The organism is Bacteroides sp. An51A, assembly GCF_002161565.1.
Lineage (GTDB): Bacteria > Bacteroidota > Bacteroidia > Bacteroidales > Bacteroidaceae > Phocaeicola > Phocaeicola intestinalis.
In genome coordinates this window covers 1-12,870 of the sequence record NZ_NFIC01000016.1, presented here as the reverse complement: position 1 = coordinate 12,870, position 12,870 = coordinate 1, and the positions used below count along the sequence as shown (strand labels likewise).

General features: G+C 42.9%; 13 protein-coding genes. All 13 read left to right on the top strand.

Going from position 1 to position 12,870, the window contains the following annotated elements; genetic code table 11:
• Positions 1 to 163 precede the first annotated feature (163 nt).
• Positions 164 to 1,453: an MFS transporter gene (locus tag B5G04_RS18525; RefSeq protein ID WP_022039654.1), complete on the top strand. Its 1,290-nt coding sequence runs from the start codon at positions 164 to 166 to the stop codon at positions 1,451 to 1,453.
• 108 nt (positions 1,454 to 1,561) lie between these two features.
• The gene (locus B5G04_RS20090; RefSeq protein ID WP_158100142.1) at positions 1,562 to 1,705 is read left to right on the top strand and encodes a hypothetical protein; all 144 of its coding nucleotides are present in this window, start codon (positions 1,562 to 1,564) and stop codon (positions 1,703 to 1,705) included.
• Between the two features lie 60 nt (positions 1,706 to 1,765).
• Positions 1,766 to 2,800, top strand: a complete 1,035-nt coding sequence (locus B5G04_RS18520) for an alcohol dehydrogenase (RefSeq protein WP_087398311.1) — start codon at positions 1,766 to 1,768, stop codon at positions 2,798 to 2,800.
• A gap of 34 nt (positions 2,801 to 2,834) precedes the next feature.
• Positions 2,835 to 3,029 carry a hypothetical protein gene (locus tag B5G04_RS20085; RefSeq protein WP_158100141.1) on the top strand — a complete coding sequence of 65 codons (195 nt, stop codon included), beginning with the start codon at positions 2,835 to 2,837 and terminating at the stop codon, positions 3,027 to 3,029.
• A gap of 1,046 nt (positions 3,030 to 4,075) precedes the next feature.
• On the top strand, positions 4,076 to 5,581 hold the full coding sequence (locus B5G04_RS18510; RefSeq protein ID WP_087398309.1) for a transcription termination/antitermination NusG family protein: 1,506 nt from the start codon (positions 4,076 to 4,078) through the stop codon (positions 5,579 to 5,581).
• A 108-nt stretch (positions 5,582 to 5,689) separates the two neighbouring features.
• Positions 5,690 to 6,793, top strand: coding sequence for a hypothetical protein (locus B5G04_RS18505; RefSeq protein WP_087398308.1), 1,104 nt, complete (start codon positions 5,690 to 5,692; stop codon positions 6,791 to 6,793).
• 9 nt (positions 6,794 to 6,802) lie between these two features.
• Positions 6,803 to 7,693 carry a site-specific integrase gene (locus B5G04_RS18500; protein WP_087398307.1) on the top strand — a complete coding sequence of 297 codons (891 nt, stop codon included), beginning with the start codon at positions 6,803 to 6,805 and terminating at the stop codon, positions 7,691 to 7,693.
• A gap of 558 nt (positions 7,694 to 8,251) precedes the next feature.
• Positions 8,252 to 8,701: a hypothetical protein gene (locus B5G04_RS18485; protein ID WP_239414154.1), complete on the top strand. Its 450-nt coding sequence runs from the start codon at positions 8,252 to 8,254 to the stop codon at positions 8,699 to 8,701.
• Between the two features lie 63 nt (positions 8,702 to 8,764).
• A complete protein-coding gene (locus B5G04_RS18480) occupies positions 8,765 to 9,472 on the top strand; it encodes a hypothetical protein (RefSeq protein WP_087398304.1) in 708 nt (235 codons plus the stop codon).
• Between the two features lie 65 nt (positions 9,473 to 9,537).
• Positions 9,538 to 9,747: a hypothetical protein gene (locus B5G04_RS18475; RefSeq protein ID WP_143270494.1), complete on the top strand. Its 210-nt coding sequence runs from the start codon at positions 9,538 to 9,540 to the stop codon at positions 9,745 to 9,747.
• Between the two features lie 138 nt (positions 9,748 to 9,885).
• On the top strand, positions 9,886 to 11,178 hold the full coding sequence (locus B5G04_RS18470) for an O-antigen polymerase (protein WP_087398302.1): 1,293 nt from the start codon (positions 9,886 to 9,888) through the stop codon (positions 11,176 to 11,178).
• The gene (locus B5G04_RS18465; RefSeq protein ID WP_087398301.1) at positions 11,159 to 12,538 is read left to right on the top strand and encodes a hypothetical protein; all 1,380 of its coding nucleotides are present in this window, start codon (positions 11,159 to 11,161) and stop codon (positions 12,536 to 12,538) included. Before B5G04_RS18470 ends, B5G04_RS18465 begins: the two co-directional genes overlap by 20 nt.
• Before the next feature lie 66 nt (positions 12,539 to 12,604).
• A partial coding sequence (locus tag B5G04_RS20285; protein WP_204247037.1) for a hypothetical protein occupies positions 12,605 to 12,870 on the top strand: 266 nt, incomplete at its 3' end.

Here is a 12,870-nt window from a genome sequence, read left to right as displayed (position 1 = left end):
GAAGTTATCGCCCCGCTGGTGTGGGCTGGGAGTTGAATGCCAATACCTCAGAAAAACTTTTTGGAGAAATTCAAAACAGATTCTCAGTAAGACTTTCGACCTTTAACTCCTGAACGAAGTGATAACTCCTGTGAAACATAACTACGTTTAACTCCTGGTTCACATGAATAGCAAATTGGCAAATCGTAACTTGAAAAAAGATTCTCCGTGGGCGTGGGTGCCTACGCTCTATTTTGCGGAAGGGCTGCCCTATATAGCGGTAATGACCCTCTCGCTGGTGATGTATAAGCGGATGGGCATCTCGAATGCCGAGGTGGCGCTCTATACGGGTTGGCTCAACCTGCCGTGGGTGGTCAAGCCTTTGTGGAGCCCGTTCGTAGACTTGGTGCGCACCAAACGCTGGTGGGTAGTGGCAATGCAAATGCTTATTGGTGCTGCACTGGCGGGTATTGCTTTCCTTATACCTGCACCGCATTTCTTTCAGTCCACGCTCGCCCTGTTCTGGCTGATGGCGTTTGCCTCCGCCACCCACGACATTGCAGCCGACGGGTTCTATATGTTGGGGCTTACGCCGCACCAGCAAGCTTTGTTTGTGGGCATCCGGAGCACCTTCTACCGCCTTGCCACCATCGCCGGCCAAGGATTGCTCCTGATGTTTGCCGGCTGGTTGGAACAGTCGGGTAGGGGAATCCCTTTTGCCTGGAGCGTTACGTTCTTACTGTTGGCGGGGGTGTTTCTTGCTGTGTTCGTCTACCACGCTTTTGTACTTCCGTGTCCCAGTGCCGACCGTCCGGCAGCAAGCATTTCGGCGCAGAGCCTGTGGCGCGAGTTCCTTCTCACTTTCCGCTCGTTTTTCCGTAAGGAAGGCATCGGCGTGGCATTGCTCTTCATGCTGCTCTACCGCTTCCCCGAAGCGCAATTGGCGAAGATGGGCATTCCGTTCCTGCTCGACCCCGTGGCAGAAGGAGGGCTGGGCATGACCACCGAGCAGATAGGTTTCACGCAGGGCACAGTGGGCGTCATCGGGTTGACTTTGGGCGGCATTCTGGGTGGCATCGCCGTGGCGCGTCACGGCTTGAAGCGTTGGCTTTGGGCGATGGTGTGGGCGATATCTCTGCCCGACCTGGTGTACGTTTACCTCAGCTATTTTCCCCAAACGCCCTTACTTTGGGTCAACGTGTGCATTTTCATCGAGCAGTTGGGCTACGGCTTCGGCTTCACCGCCTACATGATGTACCTCATCTATTTTTCGCGTGGGAGTCACAGCACCGCCCATTACGCCATCTGTACCGCCTTTATGGCGCTGGGCATGATGTTGCCTGGCATGGCAGCCGGCTGGCTTCAGGAGCTTCTGGGCTATCGTCATTTCTTCATCTGGATTATGGCGTGCTGCGGTGCGACTTTCGCCGTGGCGGCCTTGCTGAAGATAGACCCGGAATTTGGGAAGAAATGAGTAGATTTAATGGCTAATGTGAGAATGAATCAGCACATTGCATTTGTTTATTAGAAGCTGTTTTGAGTTTATCGTGCGATGATTTGGGATGAGTAGAGACGCAAAATCTTGCGTCTTTACTATGAGGAAGATAGCGGGCTATCTGACGAAGAACAGGAGCGGAAAGGACCAAAAAATCGCCCAAAGCACACACGAAAACGGATACATCAAGCCAAGAAAAACTTTTTGGAGAAATTCAAAATAGCTTCTTAGCACATTAAACTGTAGTTTTGTAAATTGTAAATTGAAAATTGAAAAATAGTAAATGAATTTATGTTGGCTTATACTTATGTAGAACAAGGCAGATTCGAATGGTGCGATAAGCCGGAACCTCGGCTGGAGGGGTCGCGCGATGCCATCGTAAGGGTCACGCTGAGCAGCATTTGCACCAGCGACCTGCATATCAAACACGGAAGCGTGCCGCGTGCCGTGCCGGGTATCACGGTAGGTCACGAGATGGTGGGTGTGGTGGAAGCCGTGGGCGAGGCTGTGAAGAACATTGCGTCGGGCGACCGTGTGACCGTCAATGTGGAAACCTTTTGCGGAGAATGCTTCTTTTGCCGCCACGGGTACGTGAACAATTGTACCGACCCTCACGGCGGATGGGCGCTGGGATGCCGTATCGATGGTGGGCAGACGGGATATGTACGTGTGCCTTATGCCGACACAGGGCTGAACCGCATCCCCGACTCGGTGACCGACGAGCAGGCGTTGTTTGTGGGCGATATACTTGCTACCGGCTTTTGGGCGGCGCGTATCTCCGAGGTGAAAGAGGAGGATACGGTGCTTATCATCGGAGCCGGTCCTACGGGCATTTGTACCTTGCTTTGCACGATGCTGAAGCGTCCGCGGCGCATCATTGTGTGCGAACGTTCGCCCGAACGAATCCGTTTCGTACGCCGGCATTACCCCGAAGTGCTGGTAACAGAACCCGAAGATTGCCTTGCCTTTGTGAAAGCGCATAGTGTGCACGGTGGTGCCGATGTGGTGATGGAAGTGGCAGGAACAGACGATACGTTCCGCCTGGCGTGGGAGTGTGCCCGCCCCAATGCCATCGTGACCGTGGTGGCGATGTACGACAAGCCCCAAATGTTGCCTTTGCCCGACATGTATGGCAAGAATCTCACCTTCAAGACTGGCGGTGTGGACGGGTGTGACTGCGCCGAGATACTCGGTCTGATAGAAGCAGGCAAGATAGACACTACTCCGCTTATTACCCATCGTTTTCCGCTTCGCCAGATAGAGGAGGCTTATCACATTTTTGAGAATAAGCTGGACGGGGTGATGAAGATTGCTATCAGTGGATAATTAGTGTTAGAAGCTGTTTTGAATTTATCGTGCGATGATTTGGGATGAGTTTTTGAGGCATTTTCGCTTCTGTGATGAGGAAGATAGCGGGCTATCTGACGAAGAACAGGAGCGAAAAGGACCAAAAAATCGCCCAAAGCACACACGAAAACGGATACATCAAGCCAAGAAAAACTTTTTGGAGAAATTCAAAACAGCTTCTAGGTTTAATGGCATCTTGTATATATAGTAATTAGACTTTGACCTTGATAACTTCACAAAGGCTTGTGGTGTATTGGGCTGCCTTATGTTCGCATTTCAAGTGCCAGTGTCTTCCATCACTCCCAACTCCGTCAAACCACTGTCTGGAAAACCACGGCTGGTGCAGATGCTTTGCTTTTCGGGCAGCCCACTGATGTCAATGCAGCTTTCACCCCGAAGTTCCTTCCATGTCCTTGAACCTGTTAACTGATTGTCAAGATTTTTCGCAAATAAAACGACCGGAATCTATCCAATAAAACTTGCTATTGTATATTATGAAATGGCAGAATTTTGTAACAGGTTGATAGTCAATAAATAGTAGATAATGTTCTCCGGATTTAGTCGAACAAATGCAGCTTTTGGGGAAATTTAATCACTAATCATGAATTTTTTTTTGACCGTAAAATCCTTAATATTAAATCTTTTCACTATATTTGCAACGTGTTTTGCCGCTTCATAATATAAAACAATGATAAAGCGGCGAACTTGAAAATATTTAATTGATTGTATATCAAATATTTGTGATATGGAGGCAAAAACATTCAAGCGCATTGCGCTTTGCACTTCTCGTCACATAACAACGGCAGGACATTGTTGCTGAGTTTTTACTCCGGAATGCTGCCGCTAAACCTAAAGAATGCTGTAAACAACGCCTGAAAACTTCTTAAAAAAGTTTGCAAAGCGTAGTGATTCAAATTCGGAGAGGTAACGGTTAGCCGTCATGCGATTGTCATGAGGGTAACGTAAGGAACGCCTTGTTCATTTACAATTTGGTTATTTATGCGAATCAGGAGTTAAACGTAGTTATGTTTCACAGGAGTTATCACTTCGTTCAGGAGTTAAAGGTCAATAGCTTTGCTTCTGAAAGCTGTGCAAAAGGTATTGGCATCTAACTCCCAGCCCGATAAGTGGGCGATAACTACCTATAACTTCCTTTTTAACTCCTGATTGGCATTATTTACAATTTACGATTTAGCTGTGTTGTAAATGGGGATTAACCACCGTAAATAGTACTTTGTAAATCGTAAATCCATCATGTTGTCCGACAAACTCAACAACGTAGATTACCAATGGTTCCTTGTCCGTACCAAACCCGGACATGAACAGGAGTTGTGTGCACTCATTGGGCGCGAAAAGGACAAGATCCGGAACATACTGGAAGTCTATTGTCCTACCCATACCAAGGTGTACGTGCGCAGAGGTGACAGTGAGCAACGGATGCCTCTTTTTGATGGCTATGTGTTCGTGCTTGCCACCCAAAACGCACTGGTTGAGTTCCTTCGTGATAACTGTTCCGATGCCTTTATCCGCTACAACCGCAAGCGTACACCGGACGAGAAAGCCACCGCTTGCACCATACCCGAATCGCAAATGCGCGCTTTCCGTGACTACAACGAGAATTACGCTGATAAGGTAATAGTGCTGGAGCGTCCTTACTCGGACTATGCCTTCAACGCGAAAGAGGGCGAGGCGAATGAGATTGTGCGCGTGGTCGACGGTCCGTTTGTCGGCCAAGAAGGTTACATCTGCCGCTTCCACCGCAAAAAGGGACTGGTGTTCCGCGTGCAAGGCATGGTGCCGGGCAGCTGGTTGACCGTCACCTATCCCAATGTCTCCGACCTGCACGTTGTCCGTCTCCACAATGCTGAGGGCGACCGCCTGTCTATAGGCACGGAAAAAGGGCGTGCCGTTGACCTGCTTGTCGGCATCCTGCAGGCTTGCGGTTACGGAAAGCGCACGCAAGCCATGCTTTATGAACTGATGGAACGCCTTGCTGTCGATTTGTCATTGACCAATCTCTGCCGGGAACTTGACAAGAAAGGTGAGAAAACATTGGGCGGCCGTCTTGCCAGACTGACTACCAAGGAAGCTGAACTTCTGATAAACCTTGCCCGCTACGAACATGATACTCCCGGATATGTGAAGGAAAACTGGCAAAAGATTCTCCTGCGTTCGTTTCTTACACCTACATCCGGAATAGAATGGGAAGAAGGCAAGAACGAGGTGGAACTTCAACATAAGAATTTTACGGAAATCATCCGCAGGGTGGACATTACCGAAGAGGTTTATTACCCCAGCAGACAGGAGGACGGAAAAACCAACACTGCGTATTATGCCCATATCGGCATGAGGGAAGAGATGGGGAACCTCGTTTTCTTCGCCAACTGGAACGATTTTCTCTGCGGATATTTCCTTACGGCAGGAAAAGCCAACGAGAAGTTAGTGTCGGGAAGGTCGCAATCTGTCCTTGACGAGACCACGAATACGGAAAGGAAAAAACTCATCGAGTCTTTCCGCAACTATGCCCCAACATTATATAAGGTATTGACGGATGCGGATTCAGCCGTAAAAGCCGTACCGGATTTTAAGGTCGGCGAAGATACGTTGAATGTCTTTGCTATCCGGTCTTCAGTTCAAGAAAAAGACACGGCAAAGGACAAGCTGATACAGACTTGTGTCCGCATCTGCAAGGAAATCAATACTACCAACCATCTTGCCGTATGGCGCAGGTATCTGCGGACGGTGTGGCTGCACAATTGAAGTTGACAAGGTATCAGTTGACAAGGCAACAAGGTTCTGAATAGTTTCACTAATGGCATCTAAAACTTCGTTAACTCGTCAACTGGTCAACTTGTTACCTGAAATAAAATGTACACGATAGCCGAATTTACTTCCCGATGGCAACGCCTCCACCATCCGTCCATGAATGTGGATGGCGACGTGGTTTTCTTTTATGAAATCTACGTCAGGCTGCACCGTTTGGCTGAACAGTATGCGGCGGGGTTCGATGAACAGTTTATACTTTCTCTGCTGCTTTATACGGAGAACACTATTGCCGTCGGGCTTGACGGTGTTTACGAATACAGGTACCGCAGCGTGGGCGATGTCGTGTTCCGCTGGTGCGAAAGCCTGGACATGGGTGCGGATGCCACTTCACAAGTGGACAGTCTCGTGTCAGAAGCTGTGTCAAGAGCCGGTTGCAGTGCCCTCCGGCAATGGATGACAGAATGCGTGCTGTCGGGTGATTTTTCCCGTATGAGCGGCATGATGGCTTGGTTTCCATGTGAAGATCCGGTCATGTGGCACATTTTCCCGGACTTGCGTTTCAGGGAGGTGATGTTCCGCAGGCTTACGGGTGACTGGCAGACCGCCCGGCAGATGCTGTGGGCAGACCTTGCCTTCAACTGGCGTGACAAGCGCGGATACTCCTTGGCGGATACCTTGTCCAGGCAGTTCCGTTATGAAGTGTCTTTTGCCGAAGGAAAAGAAAAAGACAGGTTGAAAGAAGCGGCGGAAAGTCTCGATGCTATCCGTTCCGAACGTTTGGACACTTACACGGTTATCGGGCGTAAAGACGGGCGCACGCTCACTTTACTCCACAGGGACGGCCGTGAGTTCCGTGATGTGATTTTCCCCGCGCCTGTTTCGGAAAATGTGCAAAGCCGTCCTCTTGCCGCCCAGCTTGTCACTTACAATGACAAAACTTACATAAACGGTTCTGCAGTCTGGCTTAACAAGGAAGCCTTGCCCGTGTGGAACGGTGAAACCAATTGGAGCGACATTCTTAAAAAAGAACAGGATGCGGCAAAGCTCACATTTTTCACCACCACGTTTGGCAAGCGGCTCAGTCTTTACGAAGACCTCTACACCGTACCGGAAGACCCGGAGGAAGCCTGTTACGCCGACATGGGCATTTATTTCGACGAGCCTAACATTTTCGATTTTCTGGGATGCATGAAGCCCGAGAATTAAGAATGAAAGATGAAGAATAAAGTGCAAAAGGATATAGCACAGACGGCTGTTACCCTTTCTCCTCATGGGGAGAACTGGAGAGGGGCTGGGAGAGCCGGAGAGGGGCTGGAAGGTTTCGGTTTTATTGCATACGCCAATTCCCGCGTTGAGAAACTGCAGGACGAGGGGCGTTACGATGCCGCAAACAAGCTGAAAATGTATCTCAGAAAGTTCATTGCCTATTTGGGCAAGAGCGAAGTGCCTTTCAAGGACTTCGATTCCCTGCTGATACGCAACTATCATACGTGGCTGAAGAATCAGGAGTTAGGGCGCAATACCATTTCTTTGTACATCCGGAACTTGAAACGGGTCTACCGCCTTGCCGTAGAAAGCGGACTGGCCGATGAATGCCATCCCTTCGAAGGCATGGACGTGAGCTATCACGTCAAGAAAGAGAAAAACGGCCTGACGCTTGCGGAGGTAAAACATATGCGTGACTTGGACTTGAGCAGCGAACATCCGTCAATCGTCTTCGCCCGCGACATCTTCCTGTTCTCTGTCTATGCACGTGGCATGAGGAGCGATGACATCTTCCGCCTGACAAGAAAGAACATCCAGGACGGACAGCTCACTTACCGTCAGCACATCACCGGTAAGGAAATCTCCATTCCCTGGGAGCCGGCACTGCAGGAGATAGCAGACCGTTACAGAAGGAAAGGCACGGCACGCCTTTTCCCTGTCATCACGGCAAAAGCCCCACACGAGCAATGGAAACAGTATGACAGCCTCCTGCACCGCATCAATTACAGCCTGAAGAAATTGGGTGAGATAATGGGTCTCGGTTATCCGCTGAACCTCACCGTAGCAAGACATTCGTGGCAGAGCATGACGAAGAGCGTAAGCATAAGCGACATCCTATAGAATGAAGAATGAAGTATAAGTTAGAAGTACCACGATGAGATAGACAAGCTCCACGAGCGGGAAGACCCCAAGTTTGTCTGCATCATCAACGGCTGCCAGAACCTCATCGCCCCGAACGCGCAGCAGGCAGAACAGACCATACAGGATAGTACACCCGAAAAATGAATATATACTGCATCGGCAGTTGAATATATACTGCAACTGCTGATGAATATATACTGCAACTGCCGATGCAGTATATATCCTTTAAAAAAGCAGTACGAATGTCCTCATTTTGCCAAAATGCCTTGTAGGGGGCAGGGTTTGCCTGCCCAAAAACATCTACGTGGATTAGTTGACGCATTCGGGCGTATACAATACGCCCCTGCATGGGATGTTTGCAGAGCCTTATTCGTTTTTACATCTAAATTTTATTTTAGGCCTACCGTCTGGTAATGTAGGGGATGTCTGAATCGAACGCTTACGAACCGTTTCCCCGCGAAGGTATCTTCATAAAAACAAGAGCAGGATGTCAACTCATAAACTCACAAACTTAAAATGAGCTATATCCGTCAGCGTATGGAAGACAAATCACGCACTGACATCAAATTGACTCCGCTGAAAGCGGAAATCGAAACCATATTCAACAAGCGCAACATTAATGAAGATTGCGACACTATTGCAGACCTGCTTTCACCTTATCGGAAAATGTTTCGTGAATCGTTAAGTCAAGGTAGATATGCCGAAGCAGTAACCGTCTTACTCGAAGTTCTCGAAAGTATCACTTACCACTTTGTGGAAGACGAGCATTACAACTATTTCGATGACATGTACAGTCCCGACTATGTTTGCCAAGATATGATGGAGGCAATCATCAGCTCTATTAAGAGTGGGAATTTCCCAGCGGAAGAGTTGCAACGGTTGAAAGACGGATTGGAAAAGTTAAAGCATACAGAAGCATACGAAGATTATGGTGTGCCGTATGCGTTGGATTTATGGGAGAAGTTTGAAAACTTTAAGAACTCATGAAACTACCATTTGCTTAAGCATCTATAATTTATAAAAAATAAATTGACAAATTTATAATCGAATATGAATTTTCTACAAAAACACATCGGCTGTATTGTTACTTTAATTGTGGCCTTGGCATTTATAGCACCAAGATTGTTGACTTTGCCAGGATTTGACTGGCTCGACTTAACACAAACTGGCGAAATAGGAGATACTATAGGTGGAACAACTGCTCCTTTTTGGGGATTCCTTAGTACTATTTTGTTGTACTTAACTTTAAAAGAGCAACAGAATTTCAATAAGACCCAACAAATGGCTAGTGATTATGACATCTTGATGAAACTAAGAGACAACATATCCGAATTAAGCAATAACTTGACTGTAGCTATATGTCATCCTACAGGAAGTCAGCGCACACAGTATCAAGGTAGTTTTCATATTGAAGATTTAAAAAATACTTTTCATCCGCAAAATGCAATAGAAGAAGATGATTTTAATGAACTCTATCGTAATTGCACAGAAATTGCGGGTTTAATTTTGTTATTCTTTAATATGCTTATTCAATCTCGATTGGGGAATGACATAAAGCGCACGCTTTTCTATTCCGTAAGCATACACTCCGAACGAATTTATAGCTTATTTGATATGACTCAACACGAATGGATAACCATTGTAAAAAATTTGAATTCTATTGATGATAATATTTTTGGACGATACAATTCAACAAATGAAAAGTACTTAAACTTATTCAGTGAGGCATATCATAAATTGACAGAAATGATAAATTAATTGAATTGTGGAAAAATCATATTATAATATACAACAGCCTTGCTGACGAACGAATCAGATTGCTGGTGAATAATCAACAAATTTCTTTTTCTTCGGTCAGTGACAAGATGGTGCGTGTCAGTGCGGCCTACCACTCCGTCGTGTCCACTTGCAAGCTTCAGGGGTATTCAATCCTGGAATACCTCAAGAAATTCTTTGCCGAGATAACCGCAGGCAACCGCGACTACGGAAAACTTATGCCCTCGACTATCGGCATAAGTGCTAACAAATTATAAATATCGACCGAATTTTAATCTTATTTCAGACATACCGCCTGAAAAACAGGGGGTACGTCAGAATTGGACGTTTACGGATGTCTGAATTGGACACATACTTATCACCTTTAAAATTGGAAACTAATTATTTTCAACAAAATGATTCTACTATTATTTATTTTAGTATTAGCCTTACTACTAATATCGCTTTATTATTATGGCTATGAAATTATAGCTCCACCCGTAATTATTTGCGCTGTATATACATTTTCAATATATGCGGCAATGTATAATATTGAATCATGGCACATAAAACTATCTAATATTACTGTTTTATACATAGTGGTTGGTTTATTGAGCTTTTGTTTGAGTAGTTTTATTGTTAGAACTCACTACAAAAATAAGCCTGTTCCCATAAAAAGAGCTTTTGTAATTAATATAACAAATCAAAAAACAATCATATTATATCTAATAATATTTATATGTGCCTATATATATATTCAAGAAGTTTCACATATAGTTGGAGGATATGGCGGAGATTATGAAACTGCTATGGCTGATTTTAGATCCGATTTTTCTTATGGAGATGAAAATTTGTCTTTTATCGCAAATCAGTCTTATAAAGTTTTAACTGTCATAACATTCATTTGCCTGTATATCTATTGCAATAACACAATCGCAACAGGTCAATGGAAAAAATATATAATTTGGTTAGTACCTGTGATTATTTTAGGCTATGCAACAATACGTTCAGGTTCAAGGGCACCCCTAATACAATTATTTGTTATGTTTATTGTATTTCTTTTGCTATTCCAACAACAATATGGCAAATACAAAAAGAAAGCATTGCTAAAATATATATTATATATAGTCGGATTTTCAATTCTTTTTTTGGTGATGTTCAGCGCAATACGTTACCTTGTAGGAAGACAAAATGATTCCAATATTGTTGACTATATTTCAATGTATGTTGGAGGTTCAATACAACTTTTCGATTTATATCTGAAACATCCGAATGAAGCAATGAATAATAACACAGAAGTTTTCGGTGCATTATACAATAATCTAATAAAATTGGGTTTTATTGACGATAAGGAATTAATTATGCACAAAGAATTCAGATATTCAAATGGAATTCTTTTGGGTAATGTCTATACATCATTCAGAGCCTTTCATCATGATTTTGGTTTTACTGGAATTATCATATTTCAAGTCATTGAAGGATTCTTTTATTCCATTTATTATGAGAAAATGAAACGTTTAAAAAATAAATCAGGTATAAGTGCTACTTTTATTCTATATGGGATGCTTATGATGCCTTTATTTGAACATGCCATACAAGAACAACTCTTTTCAAATTATCTTTGCTTGAATACTTTTATATTACTGTTTCTGACAATCATTATTATACACTATTTAAAGCCTAAATTATATGCCACAAAGTCTTTCTAAAGGTATAGCGATAATATTTCTTGCAAATGTTTTAAATTTATTTTTTAGTTTAGCCACAAACTTCCTCTTACCACGATATTTGCCTGTTGAATCTTATGCTGCAATAAAAACGTATCAATTATATGCCGGATACATTGGATTATTACATCTTGGTTTTATTGACGGAATGTATCTATTTAATGGTGGGAAAAGAATCGGTGATATTTCAAGGACTGAAATAAAAGAAGAACTGTCCACTCTATTTTCTTTTCAGCTAATGATAACGTTAATAATAATATTATTATCCTTCTGTATAAATAATAAAATTTTATTATTCGCAAGTATGTCTATTCTTCCTGTAAATATGCTGACATACTTCAGATATCTATATCAATCTACTGGAGAATATCGTTTGTATGGCAGGATAATGAATTATTTAACCATTTTTACATGTGTTATTAATCTGTTTTTTTTGTTAATAATTAAAGAGACATCGTTTTTCCCTTATATAATTTCTTACGTAATATTAAATTATTTGCTATTTATAGCCATTAGTTGCTATATGTCTAAAAAGTTTCATGAGAAATTAATAAAAATAAAATTTTCATATTTCTATTTTAAGCGAGACATCAATGCTGGTTATACACTGACGTTGGGAAATATAGCTTTTTCATTATTAGTATGCATGGGTCAATGGTTTGTTTCCTTTTTTTTATCCGTATCTGATTTTGCATATTATTCTTTTTCAGTAACAATTGTAAATTTCATTAATATAGCTGTCACTCCGATTTCTATTACATTGTACAATTTTTTTTGTTTAAAAGAGATAGATGATAATAAAATAAGCAACCTACGTAATTTAATTGTCATCTTTTCTTGCTTCCTCATGATTTTAGCGTTTTGTGCACAAATTATAATAAAATTTTTTATTCCGAATTACACAGATTCAATAAGGACTATGTTTATATTGTTTGCATCTCAAATTTTCGCAATCATCAACACTAGTGTTTTTGTCAATCTGTATAAGGCTAGGAAGCAACAGAGTAAGTATATGAAAAAACTATTGTTTACTTTGTTAATAAGCATAATAATAAATATTATTTTCACTTTTATACACAATACTAAAGAATCTTATGCTATTGGCACTTTATTATTCACCGTTATTTGGTGTCTATTCTCATGTGATGATTTTAAAACTTTATTTATCAAGAAAAAGGAATTTATTTACATCACGTTATGTTTATTTGTCTTTTTCTATTCTGGATTTGCACTTCAGCCATGGTATGGATTGCTTCTCTATTTATTAGTATTCACATTTTTAACATATATATTTTTCAATCAACTTATACTTCATTTTCTTACACAAATAAAAAACAAATAGTAAGCAGTCAAAAAATGGCTATTGATTGAAATGGGTAACTTCGCTGCCAACCAAATTTATAGAATTATGTATAGCAGTGAAGATCTTGAAAGGTTTTACTTTCAGTACCAGACGGAGGCGTTACCCCGTGGAGAATCTCTCCAATCGTTTTGTGTCAAGAACAAAGTCCCTTATAACATTTTCCAGAAATGGTTTAAGGATACCCGCAAAAAAGTAGTTGAGATTCAGGTTGACGGTGCTCCTGAGATTACCCATGAAGAAAAGACTAAAATTGGTGACCGGCCTAAACCTGTATCAAGAAGCGGTAATGACAATCCCGTCCGCATATGGAT

What these genes read in the sequence shown, in the direction of transcription:
- B5G04_RS18525 (WP_022039654.1), top strand. Translation starts at nt 164, where the DNA reads ATGAATAGCAAATTGGCAAATCGTAACTTGAAAAAAGATTCTCCGTGG.
- B5G04_RS18520 (WP_087398311.1), top strand. Translation starts at nt 1,766, where the DNA reads ATGTTGGCTTATACTTATGTAGAACAAGGCAGATTCGAATGGTGCGAT.
- B5G04_RS20085 (WP_158100141.1), top strand. Translation starts at nt 2,835, where the DNA reads ATGATTTGGGATGAGTTTTTGAGGCATTTTCGCTTCTGTGATGAGGAA.
- B5G04_RS18510 (WP_087398309.1), top strand. Translation starts at nt 4,076, where the DNA reads ATGTTGTCCGACAAACTCAACAACGTAGATTACCAATGGTTCCTTGTC.
- B5G04_RS18505 (WP_087398308.1), top strand. Translation starts at nt 5,690, where the DNA reads ATGTACACGATAGCCGAATTTACTTCCCGATGGCAACGCCTCCACCAT.
- B5G04_RS18500 (WP_087398307.1), top strand. Translation starts at nt 6,803, where the DNA reads ATGAAGAATAAAGTGCAAAAGGATATAGCACAGACGGCTGTTACCCTT.
- B5G04_RS18485 (WP_239414154.1), top strand. Translation starts at nt 8,252, where the DNA reads ATGGAAGACAAATCACGCACTGACATCAAATTGACTCCGCTGAAAGCG.
- B5G04_RS18480 (WP_087398304.1), top strand. Translation starts at nt 8,765, where the DNA reads ATGAATTTTCTACAAAAACACATCGGCTGTATTGTTACTTTAATTGTG.
- B5G04_RS18470 (WP_087398302.1), top strand. Translation starts at nt 9,886, where the DNA reads ATGATTCTACTATTATTTATTTTAGTATTAGCCTTACTACTAATATCG.
- B5G04_RS18465 (WP_087398301.1), top strand. Translation starts at nt 11,159, where the DNA reads ATGCCACAAAGTCTTTCTAAAGGTATAGCGATAATATTTCTTGCAAAT.